Source organism: Serinicoccus sediminis (assembly GCF_004153545.1).
In the GTDB taxonomy this organism is placed as follows: domain Bacteria; phylum Actinomycetota; class Actinomycetes; order Actinomycetales; family Dermatophilaceae; genus Ornithinicoccus; species Ornithinicoccus sediminis_A.
On record NZ_SDVA01000003.1, the window covers coordinates 138,288 to 152,614 of the forward strand.

Consider the following 14,327-nt stretch of genomic DNA (forward strand, 5'->3'; position numbering starts at 1 on the left):
CATCATGGAGACATGGTCATGACACGCGACGCCGACACCCGGACCGGCGACCGGAGGCGGCCGGTCCGCCGGGCTCCCCTGGCCGCGCTCGCCGGGGTGGCGGCGGGAGCGGCCACGCTCGGCACGGCCGAGCTGCTCGCCGCGGTCTGGACCCGCTGGCTCGGCTCGGCCGGCACGTCCTCACCCCTGCTGGCGGTGGGCGGTGCCTTCGTCGACCGCACCCCGCCCTGGCTCAAGGACTGGGCGGTCGCGACCTTCGGCACCGCCGACAAGCTGGCCCTGGGGGTCGGTATGGCGCTGACCCTCACCGTGGCCTGCGCCGCCCTCGGGGTGCTGGCCTGGCGCCGCCCGACTCTCGGGGTCGGGGCGTTCGTGGCCGTCGGCGTCGTCGGGACGCTGGCGGTGCTCAGCCGGCCCGCGACCGGCGTGGTCGACCTCGTGCCCACCGCGATCGGCGTCGTGGTCGGCGTCCAGGTGCTGCGGTGGCTCACCGGCCTGGTGGCCGCTGTGCGGGCCGACGACACCGGGCGACCCGCGCACCCCTCTGCCCGGGCGTCGACCGGAGCGTCGCGGCGGCAGGTCCTGCTCACCGCCGGGGGAGTCACCGGTGTCGGCGCGCTGGGGGTCCTCGCGGGGCAGCTGCTCGGCACGGTCGGGCGGGCCGCCTCCCGGACGGCCCAGGCCCTCGGGCTACCCACCCCGACGAGCACGGTGCGCGTCCCGGAGGACGCGTCCAGCGGCATACCCGGTCACTCGGACTACGTCACGCCCAACGCCGACTTCTACCGCATCGACACCGCCCTGCGGGTCCCGCGGATCGACGCGCAGGGGTGGTCGCTGCGGGTGACCGGCATGGTCGACGAGGAGATCGAGATCACCTACGAGGACCTGCTCGCCGAGGAGCACGTCGAGGCGCTGGTGACCCTGACCTGCGTGTCCAACCAGGTCGGCGGCGACCTGGTGGGCAACTCGGTGTGGCAGGGGTGGCCGGTCCGCGAGCTGCTCGCCCGGGCCGGCGTCCAGCCTGACGCCGACATGGTGCTGTCGCGCAGCGTCGACGGCTGGACGGCCGGCACGCCGATCGAGGCGCTTACCGACGAGCGCGACTCGCTGCTCGCCGTCGCCATGAACGGCGAGCCGCTGCCGGCCGAGCACGGCTACCCCGTGCGGCTGGTCGTGCCCGGTCTGTACGGCTACGTCTCGGCCACCAAGTGGGTCACCGAGCTCAAGGTGACGCGGTTCGACGCGGACGAGGGCTACTGGACACCGCGCGGGTGGTCCGAGCGCGGCCCGATCAAGACGGCCTCGCGCATCGACGTGCCGCGGTCGAACGGCGACCTGGCCCCGGACGAGGACGGTGCGGTCACGCTCGCCGGCGTCGCCTGGGCACAGCACCGCGGCATCGAGCGGGTCGAGGTGCAGATCGACGACGGGGAGTGGCGCGAGGCGACCCTGCTCGCCGAGCCCAGCGTCGACTCCTGGCGGCTGTGGACCTACGCCTGGCCGGACGCCGCCGGCGGCAACCACCAGGCGCGCGTGCGGGCGACCGACGCCACGGGCGAGACGCAGACCGAGCAGACCGCCGCCCCCGCCCCCAACGGCGCCAGCGGCTGGCACACGGTCGACTTCTCCGTCGCCTGACCGCACCGGACGCGCCCTCAGCGCACTCCGGACGCGTGGTCAGAGCACTCCGGACGCGTGGTCAGCGCAGTCCGGACGTGCGTCGGGCCGACCTCGGGCGCGCCAGGCACGCAGCGGCACGTCATACCCGTCGGGTGTGCGCGGCGGACGGCCGGTCCACGCGGACCGGCCGTCCTGTCGTGTCCTACCGCGCGTTCGGTGCGTCCTGGGGACGCGTCCGGTGCGGCTCGACGAGACGGCCGGTGCGGGGGGTGGTGGTGGCCGTGGTGAGGGCGCGACGCACGGGGCGGGCCCCGGCCCACGCGAGGGTGGCCGCGACGAGGGTGGCGGCGACCGTGACGGCGAAGGCGGGCCGGTGGCCACCGAGGTCGGCGAGCCGGCCGGCGACGGCGGCGCCCACGGCATACCCGGTGCCGGTCATCGCCGCCAGGATGGTCATCGCGGCACCCAGCCGCCGGGCGGGGGTGCTGCGCTCGGCGAGCGTGAAGGTGGTGATCATCGACGGCGCGACGGCCACACCGAGGCAGAGCAGCGCGAGGCTGAGCGACCCCAGCGAGCCGACGAGCAGCAGCGGCAGCGAGAGCACGACCAGCGCCGTGGTGAAGACCCGCAGCCGCAGCACGTGCCTCACTCTCGCGGGCAGCGCCACGACCGCGAGACCGGCCAGCACGCTGCCGACCCCCAGCAGCCCGTGCAGCAGGCCGGTGAGCCCGGGCTGGCCCGCCTGGGTGGCGAGCACCGAGGTGCCGGTCTGGATGGACCCGAAGACCATGCCGATCCCGAGCTGGGCCCCCGCCAGCACCAGCAGGGCCGGCGTCAGCAGCCGGGCCGGGCGGACCGCCCCCGGGGGCGCGGCGCCGACCAGCGCCACCGTCGGGTGCAGGGCGAACCACGTGCCGAAGGCGCCGAGCAGCAGGCCGGCCACGACGAGCGAGGTGACCGGTGCGGCCACCGCCACGATGACGCCGACCAGGGCCGGGCCGAGCACGAAGGAGGCCTCGTCGGCCGACCCCTCGTAGGAGAACGCGGCATCCATGACGCGCGGGTCCGTGCCCGGCGTCGCGATGCTGATCGGCCGCCAACGCACCCGGGCCATCGTCCCGACCTGGGGGAGGAACGCGCCTGTCCAGGCGGCTGTGACGAGCAGCGGCCACCACGCCTGCCCGGCCTCCAGGGCCCAGGTCTGGGCGGCCAGCACGAGCAGCCCGACGGTGCCGACGAGGCTCTGCACGAGCAGGACCGGTCGTTGGCCCACCCGGTCGGTGAGCGAGCCCGCCAGGGGCGCGCCGACGGCGTTGACGACCGCGACGGCCCCGGCGGTCGCGCCGCCGGCGGCGTACGACCCGGTCGCGCCGGAGACCGCCAGCAGCGCCGCGATCTGAGACATCGCGAGCGGCAGCCGACCCAGGAAGGCGACGACCACGTAGAGGGGCCCGGTCAGGGCGAAGAGACGACGGTAGGACTGCACGGGGGACAAGGGGTATGCCTCTCGCATCGGTCCGTGTGCACGGACGCGCGCGCCGTCCCAGCCACCCGGCGCGCAGAACCCTTGTCAAGCACCGTCGAGTCTACCTCCCGGCCGCACCCCGGCCCGCCCGCTCAGGCGATGATGCACGGCTGCCGGTCGACCTGCGGCGCCCCCTCCCGGGCGCCGGACCCGGAGCGGCCGGCGAGCACGTCCTCCCACGCCAGGGCCAGCCGCGGCACCACCTGCTCGAGCTGCTCGGGCGGCAGCACGAAGGGCAGCCGCATCCACCCGTCCAGCCCGCCGGCGGCGGCGAAGTTCGGGCCGGCGGCGAGCGCCACGTCGTAGCGACGGGCGGCGGCCGCCAGCGCGGTGGAGGACCCCTCCGGCAGCCGGCACCACAGCGACATCCCGCCGGTCGGCACCCGCACCTGCCAGTCGGGCAGCCTCTCGCGCAGGGCCCGCAGCAGCGTGTCGCGCCGCTCGCGCAGGCGGGCCCGCTGCTCGGGGAGGATCTCGTCGGCGCGGTCCAGGAGGTGGCCGAGGACCAGCTGCTCGAGGACCGGCACCCCCAGGTCCAGCTGCAGCCGGCTGGCCGCCACCGCCTCCATCCGGGCCCGGGGGACCCGCAGCCAGCCGACCCGCAGCCCGCCCCAGAAGGACTTGCTGGCGCTGCCCGCGGTCACCGCCGTGGGCACGTGCGCCGCCAGCGGCTCCGGCACGGACTGGCCCTCCAGCGCCAGCTCGGCCTGGGACTCGTCGACGACGGGGACGACGCCGTGCCGCCGCAGCAGCCTCCCCACCCGCTCGCGCTGCGCGCTGCTCATGAGGGCGCCGGTCGGGTTGTGGAAGTCGGGGATGAGGTAGGCCGCCCGTAGCCCGGACTGCTGCACGGCCCGCTCCAGCGCCTCCACCTCCCAGTCGTGGTCGACGTGGTCGATCGGGTGGGGGACCACCCGCGCCCCGGCGCCCTGCAGGGTGGCGATGGCGTTGGGATAGGTGGGGGTCTCGACCAGCACCTGGTCGCGGCGCCGGATGAGCGCGCGCAGCGAGATGGCGACCGCGGCCAACGCACCGGGGGCGACCAGGATCTGGTCCGGCGTGGTCACCAGGCCGCGGGCGGTGAAGCGGTCGGCGATCCGCTCGCGCAGCACCGGCAGGCCGCTCGGGTAGTAGCCGGTGCCGGTCAGGTAGGCCCCCAGGTCCTCGTGGGCCCGGGCATAGGCGTCCGCGATGCCGGGCGGTGCCGCTGCGGCGGTCACGGTGAGGTCGAGCGCCCCCTCGCCCAGCCCGGCGGGGGTGAGGAGGTGGTCGACGCGGCCACCCGGCACCCGGGGCACCTGGACGACGCTGCCCGATCCCCGGCGGGTGGCGAGGTAACCCTGGGCGCGCAGCTCGGCGTAGGCCCTGGTCACCGTGGTCCGGCTCAGCCCGACCGGCCCGGTGAGGTCGCGCTCGCTCGGGAGGCGCACACCCTCGGACAGTCGGCCGTCGACGATGCCCCGGCGCAGGGCCTCGGCGAGCCGCGCGTAGGCGGGCCCGTCCCCGGCCAGCGTCGGCAGCACGAGGTCGGCGACACGGGAGGCGGGGGCGAGGCGCGGCATACACTCACTGTGACCCACGGTGGACCTCTCGTCCATAGCCACCTCGTGGCCACCGGGCCTCAAGTGGCTATGGAGCACCGGGCCACCTGCCCGCAGACTGAGGGCATGGGCATGTCCAGCATGGTCGGTCAGAACGGTCGTCGAGCGGTGGAGCGGGCGCGCACCCGGGCCCGTGACCCGCGCCGCCAGCTCGCGGCGCTCGGGCCGCTGCAGCAGCTCCGGGCGGGACGCCTCCCGCGACGCGTCGCGCAGCTGCTGCTCGGACTGGCGCTCTACGGCGCCTCGATCGCCTTCATGGTCCGCGGCGTCCTCGGCAACATGCCGTGGGACGTCCTGCACCAGGGCATCGCGCGGCACGTCCCCCTGAGCCTGGGCACGATCATCGTCGCGGCGTCGGTCCTCGTGCTGCTCCTGTGGATCCCGCTGCGGCAGCAGCCCGGCCTGGGCACGGTGGCCAACGCCCTGCTGGTGGGGTTCGCGGCCGACGCGACCCTCTGGCTCGTCGCGCCCGGCGAGGGATGGCTCGAGCGAGGTGCCCTCATGGCCGGCGGGGTGGTGCTCAACGGCGTCGCGAGCGCGATGTACATCGGCGCCCAGCTGGGCCCGGGGCCGCGCGACGGGCTGATGACCGGTGTCGCCCGACGCACCGGCTGGTCCCTGCGGGTGGTACGCACCGGCATCGAGGTCACCGTCATCGCCCTCGGCTGGCTGCTCGGGGGTGTCGTGGGACTCGGGACCGTCCTCTACGCGGTGGCGATCGGCCCGCTGACCCAGACGCTGCTGCCCTGGTTCACCGTCGACCTCTCCGGGCCGGACGCGCGAGAGGCGCGGTAGGCGCGCCTCGGTCGCGCGCTCCGGCCCTGGGCCGGGCGCACACCCGGCGCAGGACCGACGTCAGTGGTTGCGCAGGGCCTCGATGAGCTCGTCCTTGGTCATCGAGGAGCGGCCCTCGATGTCGAGCTCGGCGGCCCGGTCGCGCAGCTCGTCGACCGTCCGGTCCTCGTAGTTCTCCGCCTCGCCGCCGCGCTCCCCGACGTCCGAGCGGGACGAGGCGGCGGCCGCGTTGGCGATCCGGGCAGCCTTCTCCTTGCTCGCGCCGTCGTCGCGCACGGCCTCGTAGACCTCGGGGTCCTTGACGCTGGGGCCGGGGTCCTCCGTCTTCTTCTCTGCTGCCATGCGCCCGACGGTATGCCGTGCCAGGCTGGGGTGCATGGCGAACATCCACGACCGTCCGGTCCGGCTGGGCGTGCAGGTCCAGCCGCAGCACGCGACCTACCCGCAGATCCGCGACACCGTCCGACGGCTCGAGGAGGCCGGCGTCGACCTCGTGATGACGTGGGACCACTTCTTCCCGCTCAGCGGTGAGCCGGACGGGCTGCACTTCGAGTGCTGGACCACGCTCGGGGCGTGGGCCGAGCAGACCTCGCGGGTCGAGATCGGTGCCCTGGTCACCTGCAACTCCTACCGCAACCCCGACCTGCTGGCCGACATGGCGCGCACCGTCGACCACGTCAGCGACGGCCGGCTCATCCTCGGCATCGGGTCGGGCTGGTTCGAGCGGGACTACGAGGAGTACGGCTACGACTTCGGCACGGCCGGCTCCCGGCTGGACGACCTGGCTGCCGCCATGCCCCGGATCCGTGAGCGCTGGTCCAGGCTCAACCCGGCACCCACCCGTGAGATCCCGGTGATGATCGGTGGCGGTGGCGAGAAGAAGACGCTGCGCATCGTGGCCGAGCACGCGACGATCTGGCACTCCTTCGGGGACGCGGACACCCTGCGGCACAAGCTCGGCGTGCTGGGGCGGCACTGCGCTGACGTCGGCCGTGACCCCGGCGAGATCGAGGTCTCGGCCGCCGCGGCGGGCTCGCTCGACGTCGGCCCCGGCGAGGACGCCGAGGCGAAGTACGCCGCCGGTGCCCGGCTCTTCACCGTGCACACCAGCGGCCCCGACTACCCCCTGGACCAGCTGGACGCCTGGCTCGCCTGGCGGGACGAGCGCAACGCCTGACCCCGGGCGTCCCCCGCTCGGCATACCCTGGCTGACATGACGTCACGCCACGACGGCCGCAGCGCCGACCAGCTCCGCGACATCCGCATCACCCGCAACTGGCTCGACCACGCCGAGGGCAGCGTGCTCGTGGAGTTCGGCCGGACCCGGGTGCTGTGCGCCGCGTCCTTCACCGGGGGCGTGCCGCGCTGGCGCAAGGGCAGCGGCAAGGGGTGGACCACCGCGGAGTACGCCATGCTCCCGCGCTCCACGCACACCCGGTCCGACCGCGAGTCGGTCAAGGGCCGGCTGGGGGGCCGCACGCACGAGATCAGCCGCCTCATCGGGCGCTCCCTGCGGGCGGTCGTCGACCTGGACGCGCTGGGGGAGAACACGATCCAGCTCGACTGCGACGTGCTGCAGGCCGACGGCGGCACCCGCACGGCGGCGATCACCGGCGCCTACGTCGCACTGGTCGACGCCGTCGAGACGGCCCGCGCCAAGGGCCTCATCGCCAAGAAGGCCGAGCCCATCACCGGCTCGGTGGCCGCGGTCAGCGTCGGCGTGGTCGACGGCGAGCCCGTGCTGGACCTGGACTACCCGGAGGACTCCACGGCCGAGACCGACATGAACGTGGTCATGACCGGCGACGGACGCTTCATCGAGGTGCAGGGCACCGCCGAGGGCGTCCCCTTCGACCGCGAGCTGCTCGACGCCCTGCTCGACCTGGCCGCCGAGGGCTGCGCGGAGCTCACCGCCCGCCAGGCCGCGGCCTTCGGCGCCGACGACATCGGCGGGGCCGACAGCCACGCGGCCGGTGCGGACGTGGACCAGGGGCCGCCGACGTGGTGAGCGGGACCCGGATCGTCCTGGCGACCCGCAACCCGGGCAAGGTCGCCGAGCTGCGCGACATCCTCGCCGACGTGCTCGACCGGACCGGACTGGAGCTGGTGGGGCTGGACCGCTTCCCCGAGCTCGAGGACGTCGTCGAGTCCGGGGTCACCTTCGCGCAGAACGCCCTGCTCAAGGCCCGGTATGCCGCGGCCGCCACCGGGCTGCCGGCGCTCGCCGACGACTCCGGGCTGGCGGTGGACGTCCTGGGTGGCGCCCCGGGCATCTTCTCGGCGCGCTGGTCCGGGCCGCTCGGCGAGGCCACCGGCCGCACCAGGGACGAGGCCAACAACGACCTGCTGCTGGCCCAGCTCGCCGACGTCCCCGACGAGCACCGGGGGGCCGAGTTCGTCTGTGCCGCAGCGCTCGTGCTCCCCGACGGCCGGGCGCCCGAGCAGGACACCGCGGCCGGCGGGGTCGCCCCGCAGGTGACGGGCACCGAGTGGGTCCGGGAGGGCCGCTGCCGCGGCGTGCTGGGCCGGGAACCGCTCGGCGACAACGGCTTCGGCTACGACCCGTTGCTCGTCCGCCCGGACGGCCGCACCCTGGCCCAGCACACGAGCGCCGAGAAGCACGCGATCTCCCACCGGGGCGACGCCTTCCGCGCCCTCGCCCACGACCTCGGGTCCGTGCTGGGCTGACCGCGGGTCAGGTGGGCCCGCGCGCACCCCATACCCTGGTCACCTGACCCACGGTCAAGGACGAAGGAACGACACCCCATGCCCCACCAGTGGCGCGGCGTCATCGCCGAGTATGCCGACCGCCTCCCGCCGTCGATCACCGAGCAGGTGGTCACGCTGCGCGAGGGCGGCACCCCGCTCATCCCCGCCGAGCACCTCAGCGAGCTCGTCGGCGCGCAGGTGCACGTGAAGTACGAGGGGCTCAACCCCACCGGCTCGTTCAAGGACCGCGGCATGACGGCGGCCATCAGCGACGCCGCGCGGCAGGGCGCCAAGGCGGTCATCTGCGCCTCGACCGGCAACACCAGCGCGAGCGCCGCGGCCTACGCCACCAAGGCGGGGATGGAGTGCGGCGTCCTCGTGCCGGACGGCAAGATCGCCATGGGCAAGCTCAGCCAGGCGATCGCCGGCGGGGCGACCCTCATCCAGGTGCAGGGCAACTTCGACGACTGCCTGACGCTGGCCCGCAAGCTGGCCGAGGCCTACCCCGTCGAGCTGGTGAACTCGGTCAACCCGGCGCGCATCGAGGGCCAGAAGACGGCGGCCTTCGAGGTCGTCGACGCCCTGGGCGACGCCCCGGACATCCACTGCCTGCCGGTCGGCAACGCCGGCAACATCACCGCCTACTGGAAGGGCTACGGGGAGTACGCCGACCCCGACGCGCCCGGCGCGGGCGGGCACGCCCCCGCGACCCGACGACCCCGGATGTGGGGGTTCCAGGCCGCGGGCGCGGCGCCGATCGTCAAGGGCCACCCGGTCGACGACCCGGAGACCCTCGCCACCGCCATCCGCATCGGCAACCCCGCGTCCTGGGCGCAGGCGGAGGCCGCGCGGGAGGAGTCCGGCGGGGTCATCGAGGCGGTGACCGACGAGGAGATCCTCGCCGCGCACCGGCTCCTGTCGTCGAGGGAGGGGATCTTCGTCGAGCCGGCCTCGGCGGCCTCGGTCGCCGGGCTGCTCAAGCGGCACGCCGCCGGCCAGGTGCCGGCCGGCGCGACCGTCGTCTGCACGGTCACCGGCCACGGCCTGAAGGACCCGCAGTGGGCGCTCAAGGGGGCCGACGGCAACGACGTCGACCCGGTGCGGGTCTCCGTCGACGTCGTGAGCGTCGCCGACGCGCTCGGGCTGGAGTGATGGCCGGGATGGTCCCGGGCGCGGCCGCCCGGGTGCGGGTCCCCGCGAGCAGCGCGAACCTCGGCCCCGGCTTCGACAGCGTCGGGCTGGCGCTCGGGCTCTGGGACGAGTATGCCGTCGAGGTGCTCCCCGAGGCGGGTCGCCTCGACGTGGTGCTGACCGGGCAGGGCGCGGAGGAGCTGCCCACCGACGAGCGACACCTCGTCGCCGTCCGGCTGCGGGAGGCGCTGGAGGCGTGCGGCGTGGGGTGGCTCGACGGCTACGGGCTGCGGCTGACGTGCGCCAACACCATCCCCATGTCCGCGGGCATGGGCAGCTCGGCCGCCGCCGTCGTCGGCGGTCTGGGGCTGGGCTTCGCCCTCGTCCGCGACGGCGAGCTCACCGAGGCCGACCTGGGCCTCGTCAACACCCACGCCGGGGTGGCCGAGGGCCACCCGGACAACTCCTCGGCCTCGGTCTGGGGCGGCCTCACCGTCTCCTGGATGCCCGGCCCGCAGGTCGTGCGCACCGCCCGACCACAGCTCCACGCCGACCTCGTCCCGGTCGTGCTCGTGCCCACCGACCAGCGGCTCGACACCGCCACCGCGCGGGCCGTCCTGGGCCCCTCGGTGCCCCGGCTCGACGCGGTGCGGCAGGCGGGCCGGGCGGCGCTGCTGGTCCATGCCCTCACCGCCGAGCCGGCCCTCCTGCTCGACGCCACGGGCGACTGGCTGCACCAGGAGCAGCGTCGGTCGGCCTACCCGGCGACCATGGGGGCGGTCGACACGCTGCGCGGGCTGGGGCACGCCGCCGTCGTCTCCGGCGCCGGGCCCACGGTGCTCTGCCTCACCACGGCCGACCTGGCGCCCACCGTCGTGGCCGAGGCCCGCACCTGGGGGCGCGGCTGGCGGGTGCTGACCCCCGGCATACCGGAGCAGGGGCTGCACGTCACCACCACGCCCGGGCCTCGCCGGTAGCGACCAGGGGCCCTCCCGGCCTCAGCGCAGGCGCTGCGGCCGGATGCCGGCGGTGAGCGCCGCCGCGTAGGCCTCCTGCCCCTCCAGCGTGGGGTGGAAGGTGCGGGGGTCGACCCAGGGGTCGGCGGCGTTGACGCCGTGCCTGTCGAACTTCTTCACGACGTCGACGTAGACCAGGCCGTGCCGGTCGGCGGCCGCCCGGATCGTCGCGTTGAGCAGGTCCGCCCCCTCGTCGAGGGCCTCCTGCTCCTGCGGGGAGGCGTTGCCGAAGGCCCCGGCCTCGGGGGTGAACAGGTGCGGGTAGCCGGTGACCACCACGTGCGCGTCGGGGGCGGCCGTCCCGACCGCGCTGAAGGCGGCGTCGAGGCGTGCCGGCAGCAGCCCCTGGACCAGCAGGCGGGAGCCGGCCACCGCCTGCGCGCAGGTCGGGTCGTCCAGCAGCAGGCAGGCGCCGATGGCCTGCGTCCACCCGATGTCGTTGCCGCCGATGGTGAGCGTGACGAGATCGGTGTCGGCGTCCAGCGCGGGCAGCTGGGCGGCGAGGTCCGCGGTCGTGGCGCCGCTGCAGGCGACGAAGTCGTCGAGGGCGATCCGCTTGCGGCCGTCCAGGCGCACCGGCGGAGCCGTGTCGGTGCGCGAGCACCCGGCGGCGTCCCCCAGCACGGTCCCGGCACCGAAGCCGGCGGCGTAGGAGTCGCCCAGGGCGTCGTAGACGGCCTCGTCGGGGGCGGCCGAGGCGGGCGCAGCCAGGCTCAGGCCCAGACCCATCGCCAGGGTGCCGATCGCGGCCACGGCCAGCCGTGCGGAGGTGCTCATCCGCCCAACCTACTCCGGGGGTGGCGTCGGCGTCGGGCGGACGGGGGTGCGGTCGCTAGGCTGGCCCCCGCGCGCTCGTGGTGGAACTGGTAGACACGCAGGATTTAGGTTCCTGTGCCTCGCGGTGTGCGGGTTCGAGTCCCGCCGAGCGCACCCGGAGCAGCGGTGGCCCGGGGTATGCCTCAGGCCGGCGCTGCGGGCAGCTCCACCCCGAGCTGCTTGGCCAGGGAGGCGACGTGGCCCTTGGCGCGCACGTTGTACTTCGCCACCTCCACGACACCCTGCTCGTCGATGACGAAGGTGGAGCGGATGACGCCCACCACCGTCTTCCCGTAGGTCTTCTTCTCCCCGTACGCGCCGTAGGCGGTGAGCATCTCCGTGCTCTCGTCGGAGACGAGCGGGAAACCGAGGCCCTCCTTCTCGGCGAAGCGCGCGAGCTTCTCGACGGGGTCGGGGGAAACGCCGACCACGGCATACCCCTCCCGGGTGAAGACCGCCTCGTTGTCGCGGAAGTCGCACGCCTGCGTCGTGCAGCCGGGGGTCATCGCCGCCGGGTAGACGTAGAGGACCACCTTGCGACCGGCCAGGTCGGCGAGGCTCAGGGTGGAGCCGTCGGCGGTGGGCAGGGTCCAGGCGGGGGCGGGCTGACCGGGCTCGAGGCGGGACATGGGTGACCTTCCGAACGGGGCGGGCGTGCTGGATGATCGTCTCAGACCGTGACCGCGACCGAGAGGAGGTCACCGGGTGATCGTCGACCAGGCCGTCTACCGCGGGGGCACCCGCGAGCCGTGCGACGTGCCCACGCTGGCGCAGGAGCTCGAGGCGCTGCGCGCCGACGGCGCCCCCGACCAGGACTTCCTGTGGATCGGTCTGAAGGACCCCACGCCGGAGGAGTTCGAGGTGGTGCGGCGGGCCCTGGACCTGCACCCGCTGGCCGTCGAGGACGCCCTCGACGGCGAGCAGCGCGCCAAGCTCGAGGCCTACGACACCAGCGTCTACGCCGTCGTCAAGACGCTGGACTACGACCCGGCGACCTCGGACATCGAGACCGGCGAGGTCAGCGTCATCCTCGGCCCGCACGTCGCGGTGACGCTGCGCCACGGCGAGATCGCCTCGCTGCGCGGCGTCCGGCGTCGCATGGAAGAGCATCAGCAGGCGCTGCTCTCCTACGGCCCGCTGAGCGTGCTGCACGGGGTCCTGGACACCGTGGTCGACACCTACACCGCCATCGACGAGGCGGTGGGCAGCGACCTGGAGACCATCGAGCGCGACGTCTTCGGCGGCGGCAACCGCACCCACTCCACCACGATCTACCGCCTCAAGCGGGAGGTGCTGGAGTTCCGTCGGGCCGCGGTGCCGCTCGGCCCGGTGCTGCACGCCCTGACGCAGGAGCAGGGGCTGGTGCGCAGCGCGGAGCTGCGGCTGCACTTCCGCGACGTCGCCGACCACCTCTCGGGCGTCCTGCAGGACGTCGAGAGCTACGACAAGCTGCTCAGCGACATCCTGGGCGCCCACCTCTCGCAGATCGGGGTGCAGCAGAACGCCGACATGCGGCGGATCTCCGCGTGGGCCGCCATGATCGCGGTGCCGACCCTCGTGGCGGGGATCTACGGGATGAACTTCGACCACATGCCCGAGCTGCACTGGGCCCTGGGGTACCCGATGGTGCTGGGGCTGATGGCGCTCGCGGTCGGGCTGCTGCACCGAGCCTTCCGCCGCTCCGGATGGTTGTGAGGGGCGGCCGTTCGACGGCGACCACGGTGCTGCCGTGCGTTATCGTCTGCGGGAAGCACGACCACCGACCGACGACCCAAGGGACTCACTGCTGATGGCCAACACGCAGCCTGCTCGCTCCGTCAAGGAGATCGAGGCCGACATCGCGGCGACCCGTAGCCGCCTCGCGCGCACCGTCGACGAGCTGACCTACCGCGTCAGCCCCGACACGATCAAGGCCAACGCGGTCGCCTCGCTCAAGGGCAAGGTCAACGACGCCACCCTGGACGCCGACGGCAACCCTCGCTACGACCGGCTGGCGGTGGCGCTCGGCGGCGTGGCGGTGCTGGCCATCACCATGGGCGGGCTGCGCCGCATCTTCTACCGCGGCTGAGCGGGCGGCTCGCACCGGCGAGGACGTCAGGCCGGTGACTCCTCGGCAGGGTCCGCGTTGACCGCGAGCACGCGAGGGACCCCCGCGACGTGCTCAGGAACCAGCAGGCCCATGGCGCCGTGACTCCGCAGGTGCGGTGAGACGAACACCCTGTCGCCGACCGAGAAGGTCGCCGCCTTCCTCGACAAGGAGACTCGCACCCTCTCGCTACCGTTCCCGAGTGTGACGGCCTGGCCACCGTGTCCGGTCGTGGTCGTCCGCAGGACCTCGACCCTCTCGACCGGCGCATCGGGGCGCCGGACCCACGGCGCTGCGAGGAAGAAGTACTGCATCACGCCGATCCCGATGACCAGGACGGCGCCGATCCCGAGGGCCAGGGGCGCGGAGCGGTCGAGGAGCCACACCTGCACGGCGAGATAACCGAGGTAGATGACGGCGAGCATGATCAGCAGGATGACCCGGCCGCGTCGACCTTCGGCCCGCAGCACCTCCCTGGCCCGCTCCTCGCTCACGGGGTATGCCCCCGCCCGGACGCGTCGACGTCGCGCGCCGGTGCGGAGCCTGGGACGACGGCGTCCGTCCGGGGGCCGATGACGTCCTGGAGCAGGCCGTGGGTCGACCTCGGTCGCACGAGCACGATCCGCTCACCGGGGGCGATGCGTGGTGCCGCCCAGACCGGGTCGCCCTCGGCCAGGCCGAAGGCGGTCTCGGTCCGCCAGCTCACCACGTGCTCGTCGCCCCTCACGGTCACCTGGCGTCCCTCTCTCGCGGTGACCACGCCGCGCTCCAGGTGCGTCGCGTCGGCGACGTGCCGACGCCGACCACGCCGACGGCGCTCGCCCCAGCCCCACAGGAGGACGAAACAGGCCGCCCAGATGGTGGAGAAGGGGGCGGCCGAGGCCCAGGTCTCCCCGCCGACGAAGCGCTGGAACACCAGCATGAGGGTGCCCACCACGACGAACATCAGGCCGAGCAGCCACCCCAAGGACGGGACGTGGCTCGCCCGCAGCGCCCGCAGCGCCGCCTGCTCGTCGCGAAGCATA

General features: G+C 74.4%; 16 protein-coding genes and 1 tRNA gene. 10 read left to right on the top strand and 7 right to left on the bottom strand.

Features of this window, described 5'->3' with window-relative positions:
- Positions 1 to 12: 12 nt before the first annotated feature.
- Complete coding sequence (locus tag EUS26_RS04305; protein ID WP_130011949.1) at positions 13 to 1,641, top strand: molybdopterin-dependent oxidoreductase; 1,629 nt, start codon at positions 13 to 15, stop codon at positions 1,639 to 1,641.
- Positions 1,642 to 1,825: 184 nt separating this feature from the next.
- On the opposite strand, the gene EUS26_RS04310 is transcribed toward EUS26_RS04305, so the two are convergent.
- Positions 1,826 to 3,136 carry an MFS transporter gene (locus EUS26_RS04310; RefSeq protein ID WP_165368497.1) on the bottom strand — a complete coding sequence of 437 codons (1,311 nt, stop codon included), beginning with the start codon at positions 3,134 to 3,136 and terminating at the stop codon, positions 1,826 to 1,828.
- A 104-nt stretch (positions 3,137 to 3,240) separates the two neighbouring features.
- Positions 3,241 to 4,710, bottom strand: coding sequence for a MocR-like transcription factor YczR (gene yczR / locus EUS26_RS04315; RefSeq protein WP_238148799.1), 1,470 nt, complete (start codon positions 4,708 to 4,710; stop codon positions 3,241 to 3,243).
- Positions 4,711 to 4,815: 105 nt separating this feature from the next.
- Here yczR and yczE point away from each other — a divergent pair, with 105 nt between their 5' ends.
- Positions 4,816 to 5,544 (top strand): membrane protein YczE, encoded by a 729-nt coding sequence (gene yczE, locus EUS26_RS04320; protein WP_130011952.1) that lies wholly within the window; start codon positions 4,816 to 4,818, stop codon positions 5,542 to 5,544.
- A gap of 60 nt (positions 5,545 to 5,604) precedes the next feature.
- Here yczE and EUS26_RS04325 read toward each other — a convergent pair whose 3' ends face one another.
- A complete protein-coding gene (locus EUS26_RS04325; protein ID WP_130011953.1) occupies positions 5,605 to 5,886 on the bottom strand; it encodes a DUF7218 family protein in 282 nt (93 codons plus the stop codon).
- 34 nt (positions 5,887 to 5,920) lie between these two features.
- On the opposite strand from EUS26_RS04325, the gene EUS26_RS04330 reads away from it, so the two are divergent.
- From EUS26_RS04330 to EUS26_RS04350, 5 genes are all read left to right on the top strand, one after another.
- The gene (locus EUS26_RS04330; RefSeq protein ID WP_130011954.1) at positions 5,921 to 6,721 is read left to right on the top strand and encodes an LLM class F420-dependent oxidoreductase; all 801 of its coding nucleotides are present in this window, start codon (positions 5,921 to 5,923) and stop codon (positions 6,719 to 6,721) included.
- Between the two features lie 36 nt (positions 6,722 to 6,757).
- Positions 6,758 to 7,552, top strand: coding sequence for a ribonuclease PH (gene rph / locus EUS26_RS04335; protein WP_130011955.1), 795 nt, complete (start codon positions 6,758 to 6,760; stop codon positions 7,550 to 7,552).
- Complete coding sequence (locus EUS26_RS04340) at positions 7,546 to 8,232, top strand: non-canonical purine NTP pyrophosphatase (RefSeq protein ID WP_130011956.1); 687 nt, start codon at positions 7,546 to 7,548, stop codon at positions 8,230 to 8,232. The genes rph and EUS26_RS04340 overlap by 7 nt, the downstream gene beginning before the upstream one ends.
- Positions 8,233 to 8,310: 78 nt before the next feature.
- Positions 8,311 to 9,405, top strand: a complete 1,095-nt coding sequence (thrC, locus tag EUS26_RS04345; protein WP_130011957.1) for a threonine synthase — start codon at positions 8,311 to 8,313, stop codon at positions 9,403 to 9,405.
- Positions 9,405 to 10,361 carry a homoserine kinase gene (locus EUS26_RS04350; RefSeq protein WP_130011958.1) on the top strand — a complete coding sequence of 319 codons (957 nt, stop codon included), beginning with the start codon at positions 9,405 to 9,407 and terminating at the stop codon, positions 10,359 to 10,361. Before thrC ends, EUS26_RS04350 begins: the two co-directional genes overlap by 1 nt.
- A 21-nt stretch (positions 10,362 to 10,382) precedes the next feature.
- Here the strand turns inward: EUS26_RS04350 and EUS26_RS04355 are convergent, their stop codons facing one another.
- Positions 10,383 to 11,177, bottom strand: coding sequence for an SGNH/GDSL hydrolase family protein (locus tag EUS26_RS04355; protein WP_130011959.1), 795 nt, complete (start codon positions 11,175 to 11,177; stop codon positions 10,383 to 10,385).
- Positions 11,178 to 11,248: 71 nt separating this feature from the next.
- On the opposite strand from EUS26_RS04355, the gene EUS26_RS04360 reads away from it, so the two are divergent.
- A tRNA-Leu gene (locus tag EUS26_RS04360) sits at positions 11,249 to 11,330 on the top strand.
- A gap of 29 nt (positions 11,331 to 11,359) precedes the next feature.
- Here the strand turns inward: EUS26_RS04360 and bcp are convergent.
- Positions 11,360 to 11,845 carry a thioredoxin-dependent thiol peroxidase gene (gene bcp / locus EUS26_RS04365; protein WP_130011960.1) on the bottom strand — a complete coding sequence of 162 codons (486 nt, stop codon included), beginning with the start codon at positions 11,843 to 11,845 and terminating at the stop codon, positions 11,360 to 11,362.
- Between the two features lie 76 nt (positions 11,846 to 11,921).
- Here bcp and corA point away from each other — a divergent pair, with 76 nt between their 5' ends.
- On the top strand, positions 11,922 to 12,911 hold the full coding sequence (corA, locus tag EUS26_RS04370) for a magnesium/cobalt transporter CorA (protein ID WP_130011961.1): 990 nt from the start codon (positions 11,922 to 11,924) through the stop codon (positions 12,909 to 12,911).
- A gap of 94 nt (positions 12,912 to 13,005) precedes the next feature.
- On the top strand, positions 13,006 to 13,284 hold the full coding sequence (locus EUS26_RS04375) for a DUF3618 domain-containing protein (protein ID WP_130011962.1): 279 nt from the start codon (positions 13,006 to 13,008) through the stop codon (positions 13,282 to 13,284).
- A 26-nt stretch (positions 13,285 to 13,310) separates the two neighbouring features.
- On the opposite strand, the gene EUS26_RS04380 is transcribed toward EUS26_RS04375, so the two are convergent.
- Positions 13,311 to 13,796: a hypothetical protein gene (locus EUS26_RS04380; RefSeq protein WP_130011963.1), complete on the bottom strand. Its 486-nt coding sequence runs from the start codon at positions 13,794 to 13,796 to the stop codon at positions 13,311 to 13,313.
- The gene (locus EUS26_RS04385; protein ID WP_130011964.1) at positions 13,793 to 14,326 is read right to left on the bottom strand and encodes a hypothetical protein; all 534 of its coding nucleotides are present in this window, start codon (positions 14,324 to 14,326) and stop codon (positions 13,793 to 13,795) included. The genes EUS26_RS04380 and EUS26_RS04385 overlap by 4 nt, the downstream gene beginning before the upstream one ends.
- Position 14,327: the final 1 nt, after the last annotated feature.

What these genes read in the sequence shown, in the direction of transcription:
- yczR (WP_238148799.1), bottom strand. Translation starts at nt 4,710, where the DNA reads ATGCCGCGCCTCGCCCCCGCCTCCCGTGTCGCCGACCTCGTGCTGCCG.
- EUS26_RS04310 (WP_165368497.1), bottom strand. Translation starts at nt 3,136, where the DNA reads ATGCGAGAGGCATACCCCTTGTCCCCCGTGCAGTCCTACCGTCGTCTC.
- EUS26_RS04330 (WP_130011954.1), top strand. Translation starts at nt 5,921, where the DNA reads ATGGCGAACATCCACGACCGTCCGGTCCGGCTGGGCGTGCAGGTCCAG.
- EUS26_RS04375 (WP_130011962.1), top strand. Translation starts at nt 13,006, where the DNA reads ATGGCCAACACGCAGCCTGCTCGCTCCGTCAAGGAGATCGAGGCCGAC.
- yczE (WP_130011952.1), top strand. Translation starts at nt 4,816, where the DNA reads ATGGGCATGTCCAGCATGGTCGGTCAGAACGGTCGTCGAGCGGTGGAG.
- rph (WP_130011955.1), top strand. Translation starts at nt 6,758, where the DNA reads ATGACGTCACGCCACGACGGCCGCAGCGCCGACCAGCTCCGCGACATC.
- EUS26_RS04325 (WP_130011953.1), bottom strand. Translation starts at nt 5,886, where the DNA reads ATGGCAGCAGAGAAGAAGACGGAGGACCCCGGCCCCAGCGTCAAGGAC.
- EUS26_RS04355 (WP_130011959.1), bottom strand. Translation starts at nt 11,177, where the DNA reads ATGAGCACCTCCGCACGGCTGGCCGTGGCCGCGATCGGCACCCTGGCG.
- EUS26_RS04385 (WP_130011964.1), bottom strand. Translation starts at nt 14,326, where the DNA reads ATGCTTCGCGACGAGCAGGCGGCGCTGCGGGCGCTGCGGGCGAGCCAC.
- EUS26_RS04305 (WP_130011949.1), top strand. Translation starts at nt 13, where the DNA reads ATGGTCATGACACGCGACGCCGACACCCGGACCGGCGACCGGAGGCGG.
- bcp (WP_130011960.1), bottom strand. Translation starts at nt 11,845, where the DNA reads ATGTCCCGCCTCGAGCCCGGTCAGCCCGCCCCCGCCTGGACCCTGCCC.
- EUS26_RS04350 (WP_130011958.1), top strand. Translation starts at nt 9,405, where the DNA reads ATGGCCGGGATGGTCCCGGGCGCGGCCGCCCGGGTGCGGGTCCCCGCG.
- thrC (WP_130011957.1), top strand. Translation starts at nt 8,311, where the DNA reads ATGCCCCACCAGTGGCGCGGCGTCATCGCCGAGTATGCCGACCGCCTC.